Genomic DNA, 20,093 nt, shown 5'->3' on the forward strand with positions numbered 1-20,093 from the left:
CTGACCGCCGGAGCCGGGATCGTCGCCGCAGCGGCGACGAGCCCGGCGGTCCCGCCGCGCAATCGGCCAAGGCCGGGGCGGATCACTCGGTGTTCGTCCAGGGCAACGAGCTCGAAGGCAACACCATCCACGCTTTCCGGCGAGGCAAGGACGGCGCGCTGAGCGCTGCCGGCCGATACGCCACCGGCGGCAAGGGCGGCGACCAGGTCGACGCGCCCACCGACTCCCTGGCCTCCCAGGGATCGCTCGTCTACGACGACGCCTCGGGGCTGCTGCTGGCGGTCAATGCGGGCAGTGGCACCGTGACCTCCTTCCGGGTCGACGGGCAGAGGCTGACGCACCGCCAGGTGGTGGACTCCGGCGGGTACTTCCCGTCCTCCATCGCGGTGTACGGCAACCTTGCCTACGTCATGAACGCGGGCGGCTCCGGCAGTGTTCAGGCTTCCGGATCACCGCCTCGGGACTGAAGCCGTTGCGCGGTTCGCACCGCTCCCTGGGGCTGGACAACGCCAGGGTGCCGCTGTTCTCCAGCTCGCCCGGTCAGGTCGCCTTCACTCCAGGCGGCAGGGCACTGGCTGTGACCACGAAGTCCGCGGGCACCATCGAGGTCTTCCCGATGCGGCGCGACGGTCGTCCTGCGCACCGGGCAGTGGTCAACGACTCTGCGGGAGGCGTGCCGTTCGCGATCACCTTCGACAAGAGCGGCCGGATGCTGGTGGCCGAGGCCGAGAAGTCCACAGTCAGCACGTACAAGGTGCGCGGTGACGGTCGCCTCAAGGGGGTCCAGCGGCCGCTGGCCAACGGGCAGGACGCGCTGTGCTGGCTTGAGCGCGCCGGTGACTTCTTCTATGGCGGCAACACCGGCAATTCCACCGTCACCGGCTACCGCACAGACCGCCACGGTCGGCTCGCGCTCACCAACGACGTCGGTGTCGCCACGCCCCCTTCGGCCAAGTCCCAGGGGGTTATCGACCTGGCGGTGACGCAGGACGAGAAGTTCCTCTATGTGCAGAACGCGGTCTCGGGCACGGTGGACGGCTTCCGCATCGGCAGGGATGGCTCCCTCACCAAGGTCACCACCGCCGCCGGACTGCCCGCCTTCGCCGAGTCCGGCATGGAGGGTATTGCCGCGGTGTAGGCGGTGTAACGGAAAGCGGTCACCGAGGCCCATCGCCCCGGACACTTTGTCCGGGGCGTCACGCCTGTCCGCGCCCGTGCTAATGGTGTCCGACGGCGGTGTCGAGGCGGACGAAGGGGATGGCTCGCCCTGCCTCGCGGTACGACGCCTCGCTGCCGTCGACGGGAAGGCCCATGTACGCGCACAGGCGGCGGGCCGTTCGCGGGTGTCGGTGTGCGTAGCCGGGCATGATCTCGGCGCCTTCCTCGGAGAGGAGGAAGCGGGCGGTGACGGCGTACGGGCGGTTGCCGACCCGGATGAGGGTCTTCGGCTGCGCGCGGAGGTTCTGGTACCAGTCGGACTTCGGCCCAAATCCGGAGGCGACGGTCCAGCTCGTGCGGGTCGGGTCGTAGGACACCACTTCCAGGACCACCATGCGGTCCAGGCCGCTGACGCGGCCCACGTGGTGCAGCAGGAGCAGCCGTCTCCCGAAAAGCGACCCGAGCCCCGCGCGGAAGAGCGGGATCGGCAGTCGCGCGGCCAGGCGTCGCCATCCGCTGGGGAGTTGGGGGCGGCGAGGTGTGGTTTCTCTGTGCATGGTCGCCTTCCGCGGGTCGGGAATGTCGGCTCTTGGCCTCGATTGGGTAAAGGACCGGGGTTGGGAGCCGTCTCGCTCGAGCCACCTTTGCATAGTCTAAAGGTGGGGTAGGGGCGCCTGCGGGGACGACGGGCGGCTCTCGAGTGCCGTGACACCGTTGGAGTACGTCATGACTGACCGGAAGCCGCCATCGAGCTGGACCGTGCTGTCCTGGATGCCGGCGGTGGTGATGGCGGTGGTCGCGGTGATGGACGTCGTGGCCGGGCCGGGGGTCGGGTTCCTGCCGTTGGTGTCTCTCGGTCCGGCGTTCTCCGGGCTGGTCGGGGGGTGGCGTCGTACGGCCGTGTTCGGGCTCGTGGCGTTGGTGCTGTGCGTGGCGCTCGGGCTGTACGACGGGCTGTTCGAGGAAAGAAGAGGGTTCACCGCGCTGGCCTCGGTGGCCGGCGTCACCGGCGTCGGCATCGCGGCGGCTGTCATGCGCTCGCGCCGCGAGGGGGAGCTGGCCAGCGTGCGGTCGATCGCGGAGGTCGCCCAGCGAGTGTTGCTGCGGCCGGTCCCGCTGACCGCCGGCCCGCTGCAGGCGGCCGTTTCGTACACCTCGGCCGTCGCGGAGGCCCGCATCGGCGGGGATCTGTACGAGGTGGTGGCCTCGCCGCACGGAGTCCGGGTGATCGTGGGTGATGTGCAGGGCAAGGGCCTGGCCGCGGTGGAGACGGCGGCCGTGGTGCTCGGTGCCTTCCGGGAGGCCGCCCACGACGAGCCGGACCTGGTGAGGCTCGGCGAGCGCCTGGAACGCAGCGTGGCCCGGGAACTGGAGGGCGAGAAGTTCGTCACCGCGATCCTCGCGGAGATCGGCGCACGACACGAGGCCGTCTTCCTCAACTACGGCCACCCGGCCCCGATCGTCCTACGCCGCGACGGCATGGTCGACTTCCCGCGGCCGCCCGCCTACGCCCTTCCGCTGGGGCTGGGCGCGCACGGGAGCGAGGGCCCCAAGCCTCATCGGGTGGACTTCGTCCCCGGCGAGCAGCTCCTGCTGTACACCGACGGTGTCACCGAGGCCCGCGACGAAGACGGCCGTTTCTATCCGCTCGGCGAACGGGCGCACCTGCTGAAGGATCCCGACGCGCACCGCGCACTGGAGGCGCTGCGTGCGGACCTTGCCCAGCATGCCATCGGGCCGCCCCACGACGACGCCGCGATGCTCCTGCTGCGTTACCACGGTCATGGGGAAGGAAAATCTGTTCCCATTGCGTGAGTGAGCAGGGACTTCGGCACGGTAGAAAGGACACATGCCGGAGCGCGAGACCCCTGCGGGGGCGATGGACGATGTTGACGCGGTGACGCGTGCGGTGCTGACCGCGTCCCGGCTGCTGGTGGCCGTTTCCGCCCGCTCCCTCGCCGCGGTCGAGGAGCGGGTGACGCTCCCGCAGTTCAGAATGCTTGTCGTCCTGTCCACGCGCGGTGCCACCAAGCTGGTCGCGCTCGCCGACCTGCTCCAGGTGGCGCCGTCCACCGCGATGCGTATGGTCGACCGGCTGATCGCGGCCGGGCTCGCGGACCGGCAGGCCAATCCCGCCAACCGCCGCGAGACCCTGCTGCAGCTCACCGAGGAAGGCCGACGCACGGTCGAGGACGTCACCGCCCGGCGTCGCGCCGAGATCGCCACGATCGTCGAACGGCTGACTCCGACGCAGCGGCTGGCGCTCATTGCGGCGCTGGCCGCCTTCAACGAGGCCGGGGGAGAGCCCCTCGCCCCGGCGCTGGACGACACGGAGCCGCATCCGCTGGGCTGGGCGGCGGACCTCCCGGTGGTCCGCGACGCCTGACAGCATCGCTCCGGCATTTCCTGAGACGTATGTGTTCCCGTCGCCAGTGACACCAGGGGCGGTCGGCTGTCGGAGGCTACGGCGGTGCGGATGCCCGGGGCGCCGCCTGGTTGCCCGGATCATGCAGGATTCGCCTGCGCAGGCTGCCGGGAGGGGGACCTTCCTCCTGCCGCCGGGGCACGCGATGCTGCACGAGTTGCCGCCGCAGCGGAGGCAACGGCACACAGGGGGAGGAGTGACGCATGGATCAGGTGGAGCTGTCCGGATTGCCTCGCGTCGACCGTGTTCACTTTGCGCTGGCCTGGGCCCTGAGTGTGCTCTCGCTGCTGCTCGCGGCGGCAACCTGGCTGCCCGGTCCGAACAAGGTTCCGTTTGGAGCCGCGGGAGTCGTGTTCGTCGCGATCTTCCCGGTCTTCGGCGTCGCCCTGCTTCGGGTCCTGTTTTCCGAGGGCGGCAGAAGCCTGCTCGGCAGGAACAACGGCGGCCGGATGGCCCGGTTCGCATGGAGCCTGCCGACCGGTCTGAAGTGCTCCTACGCCGTGATGTTCGCGGCGGTGCTGCTGGCCATGACGGCCGGGGGCGAGGCGCGGGACACCAAGACCGACGAGCACGGCAACCACTACTACACCCGGTGGAACAACACGAAGCTGCGCAGCGAGCGGGTCGTGCTCACGGCAGCCGAGTACCACGAGGCCGCGAAGGCCCAGGCTCGCACCTTCGCTTCCGGAGCCGCGCTCTTCCACACCATGGGCGGCTTTCTGGTCCTCGTGGCCGCCGCGCCGACCGCCGACCGGCGTTGACCAAATGCCTCGCGAACTGTTGAGCGGACGCTGTCCGCTCAACACGGAGGTCCCTCGGGGCGCCGTCAGACTTCGAGCCGCACATATCTCTGCCAGACTCGTTTTGCATAATGCAAGGGAAGTGTGCAGGTGGGCCCCGCTGCCCAATCTCGGCAAAACGGGCCGTGTGTGCGCGTCCGGCCGGCGGCGGCGCGGACCGTCCGCCTGTCACACGAGGATGGCGGACACGGGCAAACAATGGGAGGGGTGACGTATGTGAGCAGACGGCATCGCGCCCTGCCCACGCCGGAACGGCACCTGATGGCGCATCTGCGGAGCGCGGTGTGGGGGCCCGCCGAGTTCGTCGGCCTGCCGCCGTGGTGGCTGGCAATGGAAGGGCTCGCTGCAGGGTGCGTAGGAGCGGGGGTGATCGTTGGGGTCACAGTCGCCGGTGCCTGGTACGGCGTCACCGGCCTGGCGAACGGCGAGGGCGGCCTGGTGTGCGCCGCAGCGCTCGCCATCTACCTCTGCGTGGTACGGGCCGGCCGGGCACTGGTCGGCATCGTCTCCGTGCTCGGAGTTTGCCTGGCGCTGCACGCGCCCCAGGCGGCCGTGGGCCTGGTGATGGCGGAGCGGGGACATGTGGAGTCCGTCGTGGTGACCTCGGTCGAGGGTGGACCGGGAGCCGTCTCCGGCAGCGGCCGATATCTCTGCTCGGTGGCCGACCGTGACGGCGTACCGCTGAAGGTCCGCATCTGGCGCGGCTGCGCACAGACCACCCGGCCCGGAGACGCGCTTGCCGTCGTGTACGACTCGAAAGGTCGCGTGCCACCGCGCGGCGTGGAGTCCGGAGCGTCCCGGTCGGGCTTTCTTCGTGATCTGGGTGGCTGGGCCGCTGCTCTCGTCGCCGCGTGCCTCGTCGCGGTCGTACGCTCCTATCGGCTCTCCCGCGCAGTGTCTGCCCTCCCACCGGCCTCCGCTGTTGAATCGTGACAGGGCGGCGCCCCAGCCGCTCCCTCGCTGATCATTCGGCGGTCGGGCTGGGTGTGGGTGTCGGGGAGCTGGTGTTGACGTCCAGGTCCGGGCGGGGAGTGAGAGCGACCAACGGTGCGCCGGGCTGGGGTGCGGGCGGGGTCAGTTGGCCCTTGGGGAGCTTCGGTGGGGTGGTCTGCTGGAAGTTGACCTGGTCGTAGTTGACCAGGCCGGTGTTCTCCAGGACCGTGATGTGGTCCAAGACCGTGTCGTTGGCCAGATCGGCCAGCTGGCGCACCAGGGTGTTCTCCGTGCTGGCGCGGATCTTGGCGATGGTCGGGAAGATTTGCCCGTGGGTGACCCGCATGATGCTGACCGCGGTGGAGTCGAACTCCCTGCCGCTCTTGGAGTCCACCGTCGCCACGAACTGTTGCTGCTGCGGGCTGGCCTGGTTCGGCAGGGTGATGTTCAGTTCCGGGGCGATCTTGCGGCACATCGTGTCGAGCCCGGCGTGGCCGACGACCAGGTGCTCGCCGGCCTCCTTCATCTCTTTCGTGGTGCCCCGCGCCATCGCCATCTCTCCCAACGGGTACTCCCACAGCCCGGCCGCGCGGACCTTGACCACGAAGTCACGGTCGGCCTCGGTCAGCGGCCCGTACTGGGTGTTCGCGATGATCCGGGACGTGTTCGTCGCCGTGTTCTCTATGCCGAGCATGGCGGGGTAGGCGAGCGCGGAAAGGGTGAGCGCCAGCGCGCCGCCCACGAAGACAGTGGCGATCGTGTTGCGGGAGAGGGGCATGGGGCCTCCTGGCGTGAGAGGGCTGTTTGCCAGGAAGTACGGACGCGCGGACCGAACCAATCATTGCACTGGGTAAATTTTGCACTCTGCTGTACTGCGCTGTGCCGACTCCGGTGCGTCCCGCAGGGTTGGTGTGCGCAGGCTGTGTCTCACAGGAACACGTGCACCCAGACGGCGGGGGACGGTACACCGTGTTCATCGACGGCAACGACCATGTACCAGCCGGGTGGGACGAGCGACGCGTCTTCGGGCACGCGCACGGTGAGCGTGCCGTCGGCGCGCCGGGTGATGCCGAGGGCCACGGAGCGCTGGTCGAAGTCCGTGACGTGGGTCGCGGATCCGGGGCGGATGAGCCGTACGTGGCTGATGCGGGTCGGGTCGGAGGTGCGCAGGACGACCTCGCTGCCGTGCTCGACCTCCGTTCTGCCCCTGGGTGTCAGGTCCGGGCGGTCGCCGCGGTGGAGGTAGGGCGGGGAGAAGACTTCGTCCCGTTGCTCGGGGCGGCCCGGGCGGGAGTTGGCCTTGTCTGCGAAGAGAGGGTCGGAGCCGAACGCGGCGACGCGGCCGTCGGGCAATAGCAGGGCCTCGGTGTGGTGGTTGCGGCCCACCGTCGGGTCTGCGGCCGGTGCGAAGGTGTTCTTGGCAGTGTCGTAGATCTGGGCCTTGAGGATGTCGCTGGCGCCCTTGCCGCGGTAGTCGTGGCTGCCGCCTGTGGTGAACACCGTGTCGTCGGGGAGGATCACGCTGTTCAGGTACCGGGTGTTCTCCGGCAGGCGGGGACCGGTTGTGAAGGCGGGGTGCTCGGCGTCGAGGTCGGCGATCGCGGTACGGGAGGTGGCCGCGCGTGACTCGCCGACGCCTCCGCCGCCGAGCACCATCACCTTCTTGTCCTGTGCGGGCGGCAGCAGGACCGAGGAGGAGGTCTCCAGGATGTCCGGGTCCTTCAGGCCGGGGACGGGGGTGAAGGTGTTGGTCTTGAGGTTCCACAGGCCAGGCTTGCGACCCTGGTCGGCGGGGCCGTAGCCGGCGTTGGAGCCGGAGTAGAAGATCTTCCGGGTGCCGGTCAGGAAGAAGGACGGGTAGGTAGGGAAGTGGCGGGTCGATGCCGGGGACCAGGTCTGTGTCCTCGGGTCGTAGATCTCGTTCTTGCCCGGCACGATCTGCCCGATGTCGTCGAGGCCGGAGACGGCGAGGACGCGCCCGTCGGAGAGGGTGGTGAGGGTCGGGTACCAGCGGGCTTCGCTCATGGAGCTGACCTTGGTGTACTTCTCGGTGACGGGGTCGAACTCGTAGGTGTCCTTGATGCCTTGGGAGTCCTTCTTGTCGAGGCCGAGCTTGTTGGCGATGCCGTAGAAGGTTGTCGGCGTCCTTGCCCTTAAGACCGACAATGGCGTACTGCTCGGTGGTGTTGGTGATGCCGAGCGGACCCTCCTCGACCGCCTCGACGAACACACGGGCCTCGCTCGCGGTGACCTTCACGGGGCCGATCCGCCCGGTGGGCGTCTTCTTCGCGGCGGGTACGCGCACGCTGAACTGGGAGCGGTACTCCACGCCGGAGGGTGAGCGGAAGAGGGTGCCCTTGGGGAAGGTGCGGGCGCGGTCCGGGTCCTCGTTCTTGACCAGCATGGCGCCGCCAGCTCGTTTCACATCGCCCTTCAGGACCTCGTAGCGGGCGGTGCCCCCGGCGACGAGGATCTTGCCGTCGGGGAGCTGGGCGTGGCCGCCGCAGAACAGGTCGGCCGGGGTGTCGATCTTCTTGAAGGTGTCGGTGGCCGGGTCCCACAGGGTGCTCTTGAAGGCACTGCCGTTGAACTGCTTCACGTTGTTGCCGGAGCCGGCGATCAGCAGCACTTTCCCGGTGTGCAGCAGGATCGCGTGGATGGAGTTGAGCTGGTATTTCTCCGGGAGTGAGGCGAGTGTCCAGTGGCCGTACTTCGCTTTGTACTCGGGCTGGTTGATCTCGTAGCGGTGGTAGGCGTGCTGGGCGAAGCCCATCACGGCGGGGGTGTTGAGGGTGGCCAGGGCGACCACGGCTGCGACGCCGAGCAGGGTCTTGCGGGTGGTGAGGCGTGAGGGACGCTGGGCCATTGGGGCGGCCTCCGTTAGCGGCGGGGCGGGTGTGGATGCAGCGACCACTACCCCATGCGTCTTGCGCGCCGTGACTACTAACTCTTTTGCATTATGCAAAATGCCCGATGTGGGCATCGCGGCCGACATGAAATCCAGCAGGAAGGCTGCGTTCAGGGGCTTGTCGGCGCCGATGGCCCGCTCGATCACAGGGCGGGTGGGAGGTCTGCTGGCTGTGGATGGCGTGGAGTGCCGTGCGGTTGACTCCAGTGCAGAGACCGGTTTCATGTCTCGTGCAGGTCGGCGGGCGCCGCGCGCCCCGGTCCCAGGATGCGAATCTTGTGGCTCTCGCAGGCGGGGCACTGTGGCGACTGCAAGGGGGAGGGCACGCGCTTGCCGCCGAGCCGGTGGACGGCGGAGAACGGGCGTGCTTGTCCACGGTCATGACGATGCCGTACATGCCCCTCCCCAGACCCGCCTTGGTGTCCGTGTGGGAACGCCGTTGGCGGGGTGCCCGGCACTACGCGGTCGGTGTGTGCACGGCGCGCAGGGCGTTCTGGTGGCTGAGCCAGCCGACGGGCTCGCCGTGCTTGGCGTCGAGGACCGGCATCCCGGTGCCCGCCGGGGGAGAGCAGGGCGTCGAGAGCCTGTGCGAGCGGCTGGTCCGCGGTCACGGGTGCGGGCGGCTCGACGAGTTGCCCGACCCGGACGGGCGGGGTCTGGGGTTGTTCCACGAGTGCCTCGGCGACCGCCTGGGCGGTGATTACGCCGACGTACTTCCCGATGGCGTCGACCATCGGGAGCGCGCCGTGGCCGGACAGGCTCAGCAGATCTGCCGCGTCGGACAGCGTGGTGGACGACGGCAGGGGCGAGGGAAGGGGCTCCATCACGGCGCCGACGTGCTGGGCACCGATCCGGGCGCCTTGGGTGCAGGTTAGGTATGTGGCTTCCGGACTCGAAGGGACTCAGCCGAGCCCGGCGAAGGTCTCCACCGCGTGGGTCTTGCCGGTGACGACGATGACGTCGCCCTTCCGGACGACGGTCTCGGCGGTGGCGTAGGTGAAGTCCTCGCCGGGGCGTTTGATGCCGACGACGGTGACGCCGAATCTGCTGCGGACATGGCTCTGGCCGAGGGGGACGCCGGTGGCGATGTCCGGGGCGACGGTCTTGACCAGGGCGTAGTCGTCGTCGAACTCGATGAAGTCCAGCATGCGGCCGGTGACCAGGTGGGCCACGCGTTCGCCCATCTCGTGCTCGGGCAGGACGACGTGGTGGACGCCGAGGCGTTCGAGGATCCGGCCGTGCTGGCGGCTGATGGCCTTGGCCCAGATGTTGGGGACCTCGGCCTCCAGCAGGTTGGAGCTGACCAGGATGCTCGCTTCGATGTCGGTGCCGATGGCGACGACGGCGCTGGTGAACTCGTGGACGCCGAGCTGGCGCAGCGCCTCTGCGTCGGTGCAGTCGGCGACAGCGGCGTGCGTGAGGTCGTCGCTGTACTTCTGCACCAGGCGGGCGTCGGTGTCGATGCCGAGGACGTCCCAGCCGCGCCGCACCAGCTCGTTGGCCAGGGACAGGCCGAAGCGGCCCAGGCCGATGACGGCGACCCGCTGGTCTTCACCCCGGGTTTGGGGCTCGGAGCGGCGCTTGTGACGCCGTTCGCGCAGGTTGCGTAGGTAGTTAACCAATGACGGGTCGCTCCTCGGGCAGTTCGTAGCGGCGGGTGCGCTCGCGCAGGGCGAGGGCCGAGACGAGAGTGATCGGGCCGAGTCGACCGATGAACATCAGCCCGATCAGCAGCAGTTGGCCGACCGTCGGGAGGTCGGCGGTGATGCCGGTGGACAGGCCCACCGTGGCGAAGGCGGATACGACCTCGAACAGCACGACCTCCAACCGCTCTTCGGTGAGGGAGAGCAGGGCCAGCGTGGAGGCGATGACCAGGCCGACGCCGAGGAGCGCCACGGTCAGTGCCTGGCGCAGTGCATGCGGGGCGAGACGGCGGCCCAGGACCGCGGAGTTGGGCTCGCCGCGCACCTCGGCGGTGATCGCGGCGAGCAGGACCGCGAAGGTGGTGACCTTGATCCCGCCGGCGGTTCCGGCGCTGCCACCGCCGATGAACATCAGCACGCAGGTCATCAGCAGCGTCGAGGCGTGCAGCGCGCCGATGTCGAGGGAGTTGAAGCCGGCGGTGCGTGACATCGCGGAGTGGAAGAACCCGTCGAGGATCTTTGCTGCCGCGGTGTGGGTGCCGAGTGTGCCGGGGTTCGACCACTCAAGGAGACAGGTGAGCACGGTACCGGCAGCCAGCAGGACGGTGGTGGTGATCAGCGTGAGCTTCGTGTGCAGCGTCCAGTTGCGGCGTCCGGTCGTACGCCGCCGATGGCGGTGGCGCAGCAGCTCCAGCAGCACCGGGAAGCCGATGCCGCCGAGGATCACGGCGGCCGCGATCGGGAGGGTGACCCAGGCGTCCTGGGCGTAGCGGGTGAGGCTGTCGGCGTGCAGTCCGAACCCGGCGTTGTTGAACGCGGACACGGCGTGGAAGTAGCCCAGGTACACGGAGCTGCCGAAGTCCTCGCCGTACCCGTACCGGAAGCGCAGCGCCAGCACTGCCCCGACGGCGAGTTCGACGATCAGAGTGGTGCCCGCGACGCCCAGCAGCACCCGGCGCACGTCCCCGATGCCGAGGCTCTTCGTCTCGGCCTGCGCCGTCAGCTGCATACGGAGTCGCAGGCGTCCCGAGACGAGCAACGCCAGCAGCGACGCCATGGTCATGATGCCGAAGCCGCCGACCTGGATCAGCACGAGGATGACGCCCTCGCCGAAGCCGCTCCAGTACGTTCCCGTATCCACCACGGCCAGACCGGTGACGCACACGGCCGAGGTAGAGGTGAACAGCGCCGTCACGAACCCGGTCGCGGAGCCGTCCTCAGCGGCGAACGGCAGCGACAACACCACAGCACCCGCCAGCACCACGACGGCGAACGCCACGACCACGGCACGGGCGGGGTGCGCGGCAAGCAGCGACGACCCCTTCCGGGCCCATGCCACCAGTCCCGCCATCGCCGCCGTTTCCGTTCCGCCTCCAACCCTCGTGCTTCGCACGCACGGGTGTCAAAGGCCCGTCAGGATTCCGGCGGCACACCTTACCCGTGCAGGTGGCTGAAGGAACGTCACCCGCGCGGCAGCGCAGTCGACCGGAATGCGAACCCTGATGAAGGCTTCTCGGATCCGGCAGTGCGCGACCTGATTACCACCGTGCATCATTGCTCGAGGTGGCGGTCGCGGCGCCGGACCCACGTCTACCGGCAGCGGTTCCTGCGTGAACGTGAGTGACAGCTGGCCCGGACGGCTCGATCCGGCAGCCTCACAGCAGCGTTTCGATGGAGCGCAGCTCCTTGCGCACGGCGTCGAGATCGGCGCCGCCTCGGTCCAGGACCAGCAAGAGGAATAGCCCTTCGTGGGCGCGACGGGTCAAGGGTCGGATGACGTGGTACTCCGTGTCCAGGGTGACCACGATGTCTTCCATCCGCTCCGGCGCGTAGCCGATCAGCTGGAGGGCGGCCAGCTTGGCGCGCACGACATCGGTGTCCCCGTGGACCGCCCGGTTCAGGTCGAGGCCGTCCGGATGGCCGGATGTGCCGAGAGACATACGGCTGACGTAGTCGACGACCGCGGCACCGCGCGCTCCGTCGAGGCTCATTGCCCGGCTCAGTGCGATCTCAATGGCGGACACGCTCGGCCCCCTCGTCGCGCGGACAAACCCATGCCGACCAGGCTTCCCGGCGCACCAGCTCTGTCTGCGGCCTCTGGCGGACGCCGGACGCGGAGCGTCTTTGCATTGTGCCATGGTGCTCCGGTCCTCGCACCGGTCATGCCGCATCCAAGGCGACGGTCTCGCCGCCACGGCCTGAACCCGGCGTTACGGACTGTCCTGGTCCTCCTCCCGACGGAGATCGAGGAATCGGGCCAGGCCCAGTTGAGTGAGCGTGTCGTGTGCCCGCGCATTCGCGTGCGTCACCGTCACACGGGTGGCCTGCGGGCGAGCTGCGAGCAACGCCGCGAAGAACGCCGCACAGCCGTCGCTGCTCAGGTGGGTCACCCGCCCGAGGTCGACTTCGAGTACCTGAGGGTGGGTGCGCAGGGCCTGGCGCAGCCGCTCGGCGACGCGCTCAGCGTTCCGGGCGGTGATTTCCCCGGAGAGCCGTACGACGACATGACCGCGCATCGGGCACCGTGGTCTTCCAGCTCACCAACCTGCACGGGGACGTCAACTTGCTGCTGCCGCTCGACACATCGGTGGCGCCGACCGCGCTGAGCGCCGACGAGTACGGCAATCGGCGCGCCGGCACGGAGGCCGTCTGCTAGGGCTGGCTGGGCGCTGAGCAACGCTCGACGGAGACAACAACCGGCGCCCTACTGACGGGCGTTCGCCTGTACAACCCCGAGACCGGCCGCTTCCTCTCGACCGACCCGGTCTTCGGCGGCAGCCGCAACGCCTACGAGTACGCCGGGGCCAACCCCGTCAACCACCTTGACCTGGACGGCCGCTGGTACAAGAAGCGGACCTGGTACTACTCGTGGGGCAGGTTGACCGGTGAGTACTGGTCGCCGAGCTCGTGGTGGAGCGGCTCGTCCAGGATTCGCGTCACGCCCACCCTGAGCAAGCGGTGGACCGGTCGGATCGCGGACTACGGCTGGTACCTCTACATCATCACCGGCGCGATGGGCTTCTTCCTGGGAGTGGTGTTCCTACCGGCCGCACCGGCGATCGCTGCCGTCACGGTCGCGATCGAGGTCATCCTGGGCACGATCCAACTCCTCGCCACGAACGCCCGTAACCGGGGCCAATGCCTGACGATTCGCGGTGGAGCACGCGTCAAACACCGTTGGGGATTCACCAGCTACCCCTGGGGCACCTACGCCTACCCGCGGCGGGGCCGATGCCGAGGATTCCCACCGACCAACAAGAAACGAGAAGGGCGAGATGAGAAGAAAAGCGCATCCCTGCTGCTGTTTGCCACCGCGGCCACCGTGGCGGTCATCGCGACGGCGATGACTTTCGTGGAGGACGCGCAGGCGGGCGCACCGGGCTTTGGGATAGCCACCGGGGCGGCACTGCTGGCCTGTGGCTTCGAATGGCGAGCCGGCTGACCCGCCGCATCAGGTACTGACGGAGATCGGGGCCGGGGACGGGCGTTCGACAGCCCGCCCCCGGCCGTGTCACTTCAGCCCGGCAGCCGGGTCGAGGCAGAGACGTGCACACCAGTGAAAATGCGGGGGATTCCACCGCGGACCCAGGCCGCGATGATGTGGGGTCTGGCGGTCGCGATCAACGCGACGGCGCTCGGCCTGGGGTTTCTGTGGGGGCCTGATGCGCTCGTCCAGCTCTTGGCTCCCGGCATCGGCTCTCTCCTGGGCGCTGGGCTCGTCAGCTACAGCCTCAGGAAGCGACGGGGTGGCGACAGGCGGAGGTGACTGCTCAGGTGGCTCTCGCCGCGGCAGTCCCGCAGACGTGAATGTGCTGGCAGTCGAGGGCCGGTTCACCGGCAGCGACCTGACCGGCCCCAACTTCGCGCGCCTTGCCGAGTCGTTTTCGGCGCGCGCAGTCCGGGCCGACGACCCGGCACGGCTCGCCGGGGCGCTCAAGGACCGCCTCAGCGAACCCGGCCGCTCGCTGATCGAGGTACCGGTGGCCGAGATGCCCAGCGTGTTGCCACTGCTGCTCGGCGGCCCACCCGGTTCGGTCCGGGACTGAGAACTCCCGACAGACGGGCGCGACCGCTTCGACGTCTCGCACGGCCGTCGCTGTCTGCCCGGTCTGGTATGGAGGCGGAGGTTCACGCTACATATGTGCAAATCCTCTTGATTGCCCGTGTTCTCACAACAGTCCTACGCGCTCGGGCGTCTCATGGGTAAGGAGTGCGATTCCACGCACAACTCACGGGGGAACACGGGGGATTCGTATGAGTGACCGTCGTTTTGCCGCGCGCGATGCGCGGATCCGGGCCGCCGAGGCCGAGTTCCAGCGCCACGTACCGGTCCACACCGCCAACGGAGAGGAGACCGACCACCCCTTCGTCTGCACCTACTCCAAAGCGCTGCCGCACGACAAGTACGGCGAGGTCGACCCGGCCGCCTACAACCTGCTCCGCCGGGCCCTGGCCACCGGCGCTTACGAGGACTTCGAGCGTATCCCGCTCGGCGACACCCGCAAACTGGTCAACCCGCAGGCCGGACTGGCCTTCGACCCGCAGGGCCCGGACGCTCAAGCCCTGGCCATCCCGCCTGCGCCGCGTATCGACAGCGCGCAGAACTCCGCCGAGGCGGTCGAGCTGTACTGGATGGCGCTGTGCCGTGACGTGCTGTTCACCCGGTTCGGCGACAGCGAACTGGTCGCCGAGGCGGCCACCGAACTGAGCGGTCTGGAGGACTTCCGGGCGCCCAAGCAGAACGGCCAGGTGACCCCACAGACCATCTTCCGCGGCGACACCCGGGGCGACCTGGTGGGGCCGTATCTCTCGCAGTTCCTGCTCAAGGACATCCCGTACGGCACACTGCTGATCCCGCAGCGGCAGGACACCCTGGTCCGCCCGGTCGACCACCTGACCACCTGGGGCGACTGGCTGGAGGTGCAGAACGGCTCCGAACCCGAGCCCGACGAGCGGGACTTCGCCACCCGGCGGTACATCCAGACCCCGCGCGACCTGGCGCACTACGTGCACTTCGACGCGCTGTACGAGGCGTACCTCAACGCCGCCCTCATCCTGCTCGACCTGAAAGCGCCGGCGGATCCGGGCAACCCGTACAACTTCTCACGCAACCAGATCGGCTTCGGGACGTACGGCGGCCCGCACATCCTCTCGCTCGTCACCGAGGTGGCCACGCGTGCCCTGAAGTCGGTGTGGTTCCAGAAGTGGTACGTGCACCGGCGGCTGCGGCCGGAGGAGTTCGGCGGCCGCGTCCACCAGCAGCTGCGCGGGCAGCGCGAGTACCCCATCGACGGCGGGGTGCTGGACTCCGTCGCCGTCAAGCGGGTCTTCGAGAAGTACGGCAGCTACCTGCTGCCGCAGGCGTTCCCCGAGGGCAGCCCGACCCATCCCTCGTACGGCTCCGGACACGCCACGGTGGCCGGGGCGTGCGTGACCATCCTCAAGGCGTGGTTCGACGAATCGCACGTCCTGCCCGACCCGGTCGTGCCCAGCACCGACGGCACCGCCCTGGAGCCGTACGCCGGCCCGGACGCCGACCGGCTCACCGTCGGCGGCGAGCTCAACAAGGTTGCTGCCAACATCGCCACCGGCCGCAACATGGCCGGTGTGCATTGGCGCACCGACTACACCGCGGCGGTTCGGCTGGGCGAGGAGGTCGCCATCGGTGTGCTGCGCGAGGCCAAGGAGTCGACGCTGGAGGAGGCGGTGTTCACCCTCAGCCGCTTCGACGGCACCACCATGACCGTCTGACCTTCGATCGCCCCGCGTTCAGGGGCTGGGGCTGGGCGTCGACCGCGCACCGGTGTCCGCACCGGGTGACCGGCGGGCCCCTCGGGCCCGCCGGAAGCGGACGAGCGCCACAGCCGCGATGAACAGGCCTGCGAAGAGGAGAGCGATCACTGCGGGGCCGGTGGCGTCCAGGGCCTCGGCGATGCCGCGCTGAACGGCTCCGGCCGCGTCGATGACCGGGTCCTGGAGCGTGGGATCGCGCTGGACGCGGATCTCGTACCAGCCGTAGTACGCGACGTACGCGCCCACACACAGGAGAAGTGCCCCGCCGAGCCGGGGCGCGATCGCGCCGAGGTGGCGCAGGCGGGTGACGGCGGTGGCGCGGGTGAGGGCGACGGTCAGCGAGGCGGCGCCGACGATCAGGCCCATCCCGCCGGCGTACGCGGCGAACAGGGCGATGCCCTCGCCGGTCGAGCCGCTGCGGAAGGCGGAGACGACGATGGCCAGGAACGGGGCGATGGTGCAGCCCAGGGAGGCCGTCGCATACGCCATGCCGAACAGCGCCATAGAAGGAAGTGAGCGCGTCACGGTCGGCGCGCGGCGCAGCTTCGGGGCCAGGGTGGGCAGTTGACGACCCGCGAGCAGCCAGGCGCCGGCCACCGCCATGAGGAGCCCGAAGGCGATGGTGAACCAGGGCAGATGCTCCTGGACCTGGCCAGCGACGGGCTGGACGGCCAGGCCGAACACGCCGAAGAGCGCGGCGAATCCGACCGTCATCGCCGCGGTGGCGGTCAGCGCCCGTCCGACGGCGACCGTACGGCTGGGGGAGTCGTCGCCGAGGACGAGCAGCGACAGGTAGGCCGGGAGCAGGGCGAAGCCGCACGGGTTGACGGCGGCGAGCATGCCTGCGCTGAGTGCGAGAGCCAGGGGCAGGTCGGTCATGGCGGGTTCAGCCGGTGAGCCCGGCGACCTTCTCGGCCAGCCCCTCGCCACCGGGCAGCACGCCCTCGTAGACGGTCTCGCCGTCCTTGTCGAGGATGACGTAGCGGCTCTGCTCGGTGACGGCGAACCGCTTCCATACGTCGCCCGCCTCGTCGGAGAGGTGGGGGAAGCCGTCGGTGCCGGTCTCGGAAACGAAGTCCTTCATGGCGGTGTTCTTGTCGAGGCCGGCGACGCCGAGGACGCCCACCTTGCCCTGGTAGTCGGCGGCGACCTTGGCGGTCTCGGCGGCCTGGGCGCGGCACTTGGGGCACCAGGGGGCCCAGAACCACAGCACGGTTGGCTTGCCCGCGAGGGCCTTGGCGTCGAAGGGCTTGCCGTCCACCGTGGTGCCGGTGAAGTTCAGGGCCTCGGGGACCTGCGCCCCGCTGTCGCCCCCGCTCTCGTCCGAGGTGGTGGACCCAGGGGCGGAAGACGCCGTCTTAGGCGGTGCGCCCTGGACGTCGCTGCCGGAGTCGGTGCCACCGTCGGAGCCGCACCCGGTCACGGTGAGCAGGGCGGCGGCCAGGACGGCCGGGAGCAGAGTGCGGACACGCATGATGGGACAGCTCCTGGTGGTCGGGGTCGGCTGGCTGAACTGTAGGCGGGCGGCGCGCGGTCTGGGCTGGAGTGGGTGCTTACGGTTCGGTGACGTCAGCCCGCGTGGTCGGCGAGCCGCTCTGCGTCGAGGACGGTGATGCGGCCCCGGGCCAGGCGGATCAGGTGCTGGTCGGCGAAGTCGCGCAGCACCTTGGTGCACGTCTCGCGGGACGTGCCGGCCAAGGCGGCGATTTGCTGGTGAGTGAGCGCGATCTGCGGGCTGCGGGCGCCGAGCACCCTTGGCCGGGTCTCGGCTGCAAGCGTCAGCAAGGTGGTGGCGATGCGCTGCGGGACAGACTTGAAGACGCTGTCGGACAGGCGCTGTTCGAGGTCGGCCAGGCGGCGGCCGAGGATCTCGGTGATGCGGGCGGAGATCCGGGCGTCGGACAACAGGAAGCGGTTGACGTCGGCACGGCTCATCACGCAGACGGTGACGTCGTCGAGGGCCTCGGCGAAGTTGTCGTACATCCGCTGCCCGAGCAGCACCATCTCGCCGAAGATGGTGCCGGGGCTGATGATCGCGCAGGTCAGTGCACGGCCGTCGGCGGAGACCCGGAAGATGCGCACCCGTCCCTGCTTGAGGATGAACAGCACCTCGGAGGGCTGGGAGGGTGAGTAGAGCAGTTCGCCGGCGCTGTAGGTCTTCATCGGGGCCGCAGCGGCGATGGCGTCCATCTCCGCCTCACTCAAGTCGCGGAAGATGTCGACCTCGGAGATGCACCAGGTCTTCTCGGCCTCGTCACCGGTGTGGTTCATGTGGTGTGGTTCCTCGCGTCGGCCTGGTGCCCAGGGCGGGGGTGCGGTGCCCCACGCCGGGCTGGCCAGTGCGCCCGCTCTGTTGGCCAGACAGTAGTCGTCCGGGGCACCGAGGAGCGGTTCAGCACCCCGGGGCGGCGCGCCGGGACCAGGCGGTGACCCCGGTGGTATCGGTGTCATCCCGCGGCCCGGCCGGTCCGCTTGCCCGCCAACTGGGCGAGGGTCGAGAAGGTGACTCCGGCCAGGAGACCGTAGACGAGGTGGGCGCCGAGGCTGGAGGAGGTGACGTCGTTCCACTCGAAGACGGGCATGCCCATGTTGGCGGGCATGATCCACAGGGCGCCGACCGTCCACCACACCGCGCCGTAGGCCAGGCCGAGGACCACGGCGGGCGCGGGGCGCTGGGCAAACTGGCCGAGCAGGGCGCCGAAGGTGATACCGGCGAAGAGCGCGATGGACAGGTGGATCAGCCACCCGGCGAAGGTGTTCGTGGAGCCGAGCAGACCCGCGACCATGGTGATCATCGCGGTGTCTTCCATGGGCCTCGACACCGACATCCAGATGCCCATACCCACGCCGCCGACCAGACCGGACGCGGCGCCCCATACCGCGTGCACCGGGATAGCGGCCGTGCTCGGGGAAACACGCAGGGTTGTGGCCATGATGATCGTCCTCCTCTTGCGGTGGTTTCCGCTCTCGTCGCTGACGCTAGGACGCGGGGCGTGTACACGTATGTGAGGGCGCTTACGTACGGGTCGGCGTGTTCGTGGGGCAGTTGGTTACGTGGCGACGATCCACGTCCTTCGTGCCGGGACAGCATCCAGGTGGCCCGGCGGCGTCGCTGGATGCGCCCTCGCCGGGCAGGAGGATGCCGGCAGCGCCCGGGCAGGCTTGTCGGCTGCTGTTGCCAGTGCCAGTGCCAGCGTCTGCTGCCGCCACTTCCAGGATGTGCGTCAGATGCTCGGATCGGGTGAGGCGAACCGGCCCGAGCTGCCTCGTCCGTCGTGGCGGTGAGGCCAGAGAGCACCCCGGTGCTTCGCTGGCCAAGCACGGTCGCACCCCGCCACCGTGCTTGGCCAGGAGGGACACAGTGGCGGCACAGCAGGGATTGGACGAGGCAAGGGTCGAAGCCTTCATGGAGAAGGCTCTCGGGGACATCAGCGGGACGATGATCGTCGGTCTGTGCCATCTGGGCGACCGGCTGGGACTGTTCAAGGACCTGGCGGCCAACGGCCCCGTTGGCCGCCAGGAGCTGGCCGAGCGTCTGGACCTGAACGAGCGTTACGTACGCGAGTGGCTGCGCGGTCTCACCGCCGCGGGCTATCTGGAGGAGCCGGAGCCCGGGCGCTTTGAGCTTCCCGCCGAGCACGCCCCCGCCCTGGCCGACGAATCGGGACCCATGTTCCTCGGCGGCGTGTATCAGATGATGCCCGCCGCGATGGCACCGTATGAACGACTGGTCGAGGCGTTCCGGAGCGGCGGAGGCGTACGGCAGAGCGAGTATCCGGACATTCTGTGGGACGGCATGAGCCGTTTCACCGGCAGCTGGTTCGAGAGCGTGATGGTCGATGACTGGCTGAGCACCTTCCCTCATGTCGTTGAAAGGCTGGAGCGGGGCGTTGACGTCGCGGACGTGGGCTGCGGTGCCGGCCGTGCCCTGATCGTGCTCGCCCAGAAGTTCCCACGCTCCCGTTTCACGGGGTTCGACAATTTCCCGGGTCAGGTGGCACGCGCCCGGGCGAACGCGGAGGAAGCCGGTGTCGCCGACCGCGTGACCTTCGAGACGGCCGATGTCGTCCAGGGACTTCCGGGGCGCTACGACCTCGTCACCACCTTCGACGTCATCCACGACGCGGCGGAACCGCAGCGGCTCCTTGCCGCCATCAGGGCTGCGGTCAAGGACGACGGCGACTACCTGATGCTCGAGGTCAACTGCCGGGATCGCCCAGAGGACAACGTGGGCCCCGTGCCATCGATGCTCTATGGGTTCAGCATGTTCTACTGCATGACCACGTCTCTCGCGAGCGGCGGAGCCGCCCTGGGAACGTGCGGTATGCCCGAGGCGGTCGTACGCAGTCTGTGCGCCGAAGCAGGCTTCAGCGACGTGGCCCGGTCCACGGCGGATGACCCGTTCAACGTCCTTTACGACATCAAGCCGTAGC

Annotated in this window: 21 protein-coding genes and 3 pseudogenes; 12 read left to right on the forward strand and 12 right to left on the reverse strand. The window is 69.2% G+C overall.

Annotation, left to right across the window (positions count from 1 at the left end; all coding sequences use genetic code 11):
- Positions 1–89: 89 nt before the first annotated feature.
- Together OG331_RS40790 and OG331_RS40795 are read left to right on the forward strand one after the other, a co-directional pair.
- Positions 90–467, forward strand: coding sequence for a hypothetical protein (locus OG331_RS40790; protein WP_406206376.1), 378 nt, complete (start codon positions 90–92; stop codon positions 465–467).
- Positions 468–472: 5 nt separating this feature from the next.
- Positions 473–1,138 (forward strand): beta-propeller fold lactonase family protein, encoded by a 666-nt coding sequence (locus OG331_RS40795; protein ID WP_406206379.1) that lies wholly within the window; start codon positions 473–475, stop codon positions 1,136–1,138.
- 79 nt (positions 1,139–1,217) lie between these two features.
- On the opposite strand, the gene OG331_RS40800 is transcribed toward OG331_RS40795, so the two are convergent.
- Entirely contained in the window at positions 1,218–1,715 is a 498-nt protein-coding gene (locus tag OG331_RS40800; RefSeq protein ID WP_406206382.1) for a nitroreductase family deazaflavin-dependent oxidoreductase, read from the reverse strand.
- Positions 1,716–1,884: 169 nt separating this feature from the next.
- On the opposite strand from OG331_RS40800, the gene OG331_RS40805 reads away from it, so the two are divergent.
- The 4 genes from OG331_RS40805 (at position 1,885) to OG331_RS40820 (ending at position 5,316) form a co-directional block, all read left to right on the forward strand.
- Entirely contained in the window at positions 1,885–2,973 is a 1,089-nt protein-coding gene (locus OG331_RS40805) for a PP2C family protein-serine/threonine phosphatase (RefSeq protein WP_406206385.1), read from the forward strand.
- Positions 2,974–3,007: 34 nt separating this feature from the next.
- Positions 3,008–3,544: a MarR family winged helix-turn-helix transcriptional regulator gene (locus OG331_RS40810; RefSeq protein WP_406206387.1), complete on the forward strand. Its 537-nt coding sequence runs from the start codon at positions 3,008–3,010 to the stop codon at positions 3,542–3,544.
- A gap of 242 nt (positions 3,545–3,786) precedes the next feature.
- On the forward strand, positions 3,787–4,344 hold the full coding sequence (locus OG331_RS40815; RefSeq protein ID WP_406206390.1) for a hypothetical protein: 558 nt from the start codon (positions 3,787–3,789) through the stop codon (positions 4,342–4,344).
- A gap of 255 nt (positions 4,345–4,599) precedes the next feature.
- On the forward strand, positions 4,600–5,316 hold the full coding sequence (locus OG331_RS40820) for a hypothetical protein (protein ID WP_406206392.1): 717 nt from the start codon (positions 4,600–4,602) through the stop codon (positions 5,314–5,316).
- Between the two features lie 31 nt (positions 5,317–5,347).
- Here the strand turns inward: OG331_RS40820 and OG331_RS40825 are convergent, their stop codons facing one another.
- The 7 genes and pseudogenes from OG331_RS40825 to OG331_RS40855 all read right to left on the reverse strand — a co-directional run bounded on the left by OG331_RS40825 (position 5,348) and on the right by OG331_RS40855 (position 12,383).
- Positions 5,348–6,094 carry a DUF4142 domain-containing protein gene (locus OG331_RS40825; protein ID WP_406206395.1) on the reverse strand — a complete coding sequence of 249 codons (747 nt, stop codon included), beginning with the start codon at positions 6,092–6,094 and terminating at the stop codon, positions 5,348–5,350.
- Positions 6,095–6,243: 149 nt separating this feature from the next.
- Positions 6,244–8,182, reverse strand: a pseudogene (locus OG331_RS40830) (galactose oxidase-like domain-containing protein).
- Positions 8,183–8,681: 499 nt separating this feature from the next.
- Positions 8,682–9,084, reverse strand: a pseudogene (locus OG331_RS40835) (CBS domain-containing protein); the annotation flags it as partial.
- Between the two features lie 42 nt (positions 9,085–9,126).
- Positions 9,127–9,846 carry a TrkA family potassium uptake protein gene (locus OG331_RS40840; RefSeq protein ID WP_328878754.1) on the reverse strand — a complete coding sequence of 240 codons (720 nt, stop codon included), beginning with the start codon at positions 9,844–9,846 and terminating at the stop codon, positions 9,127–9,129.
- On the reverse strand, positions 9,839–11,218 hold the full coding sequence (locus tag OG331_RS40845; protein WP_406206399.1) for a TrkH family potassium uptake protein: 1,380 nt from the start codon (positions 11,216–11,218) through the stop codon (positions 9,839–9,841). Before OG331_RS40845 ends, OG331_RS40840 begins: the two co-directional genes overlap by 8 nt.
- Before the next feature lie 304 nt (positions 11,219–11,522).
- Positions 11,523–11,891, reverse strand: a complete 369-nt coding sequence (locus OG331_RS40850) for a hypothetical protein (protein ID WP_393443785.1) — start codon at positions 11,889–11,891, stop codon at positions 11,523–11,525.
- A gap of 186 nt (positions 11,892–12,077) precedes the next feature.
- Complete coding sequence (locus OG331_RS40855; RefSeq protein WP_406206403.1) at positions 12,078–12,383, reverse strand: STAS domain-containing protein; 306 nt, start codon at positions 12,381–12,383, stop codon at positions 12,078–12,080.
- Between the two features lie 8 nt (positions 12,384–12,391).
- On the opposite strand from OG331_RS40855, the gene OG331_RS40860 reads away from it, so the two are divergent.
- The 5 genes and pseudogenes from OG331_RS40860 to OG331_RS40880 all read left to right on the forward strand — a co-directional run bounded on the left by OG331_RS40860 (position 12,392) and on the right by OG331_RS40880 (position 15,618).
- Positions 12,392–12,523: a hypothetical protein gene (locus tag OG331_RS40860; protein WP_406206406.1), complete on the forward strand. Its 132-nt coding sequence runs from the start codon at positions 12,392–12,394 to the stop codon at positions 12,521–12,523.
- 6 nt (positions 12,524–12,529) lie between these two features.
- Positions 12,530–12,691: pseudogene (locus tag OG331_RS40865) on the forward strand (RHS repeat-associated core domain-containing protein); the annotation flags it as partial.
- Positions 12,692–12,745: 54 nt separating this feature from the next.
- Positions 12,746–13,309 carry a hypothetical protein gene (locus OG331_RS40870; RefSeq protein ID WP_406206409.1) on the forward strand — a complete coding sequence of 188 codons (564 nt, stop codon included), beginning with the start codon at positions 12,746–12,748 and terminating at the stop codon, positions 13,307–13,309.
- Positions 13,310–13,670: 361 nt separating this feature from the next.
- Positions 13,671–13,913 (forward strand): hypothetical protein, encoded by a 243-nt coding sequence (locus OG331_RS40875; RefSeq protein WP_406206412.1) that lies wholly within the window; start codon positions 13,671–13,673, stop codon positions 13,911–13,913.
- A gap of 208 nt (positions 13,914–14,121) precedes the next feature.
- Positions 14,122–15,618 carry a vanadium-dependent haloperoxidase gene (locus OG331_RS40880; protein WP_406206414.1) on the forward strand — a complete coding sequence of 499 codons (1,497 nt, stop codon included), beginning with the start codon at positions 14,122–14,124 and terminating at the stop codon, positions 15,616–15,618.
- An 18-nt stretch (positions 15,619–15,636) separates the two neighbouring features.
- Here the strand turns inward: OG331_RS40880 and OG331_RS40885 are convergent, their stop codons facing one another.
- The 4 genes from OG331_RS40885 to OG331_RS40900 all read right to left on the reverse strand — a co-directional run bounded on the left by OG331_RS40885 (position 15,637) and on the right by OG331_RS40900 (position 18,593).
- Positions 15,637–16,539, reverse strand: a complete 903-nt coding sequence (locus OG331_RS40885) for a cytochrome c biogenesis CcdA family protein (protein ID WP_406206417.1) — start codon at positions 16,537–16,539, stop codon at positions 15,637–15,639.
- 7 nt (positions 16,540–16,546) lie between these two features.
- On the reverse strand, positions 16,547–17,134 hold the full coding sequence (locus OG331_RS40890; RefSeq protein WP_406206420.1) for a redoxin domain-containing protein: 588 nt from the start codon (positions 17,132–17,134) through the stop codon (positions 16,547–16,549).
- Between the two features lie 95 nt (positions 17,135–17,229).
- Entirely contained in the window at positions 17,230–17,931 is a 702-nt protein-coding gene (locus OG331_RS40895; protein ID WP_406206423.1) for a Crp/Fnr family transcriptional regulator, read from the reverse strand.
- Positions 17,932–18,107: 176 nt separating this feature from the next.
- Positions 18,108–18,593, reverse strand: coding sequence for a hypothetical protein (locus OG331_RS40900; RefSeq protein ID WP_406206426.1), 486 nt, complete (start codon positions 18,591–18,593; stop codon positions 18,108–18,110).
- 473 nt (positions 18,594–19,066) lie between these two features.
- On the opposite strand from OG331_RS40900, the gene OG331_RS40905 reads away from it, so the two are divergent.
- A complete protein-coding gene (locus OG331_RS40905; RefSeq protein WP_406206429.1) occupies positions 19,067–20,092 on the forward strand; it encodes a methyltransferase in 1,026 nt (341 codons plus the stop codon).
- Position 20,093 lies beyond the last annotated feature (1 nt).

This window comes from Streptomyces sp. NBC_01017, from assembly GCF_045162795.1.
Taxonomy (GTDB): Bacteria; Actinomycetota; Actinomycetes; order Streptomycetales; family Streptomycetaceae; genus Streptomyces; species Streptomyces machairae.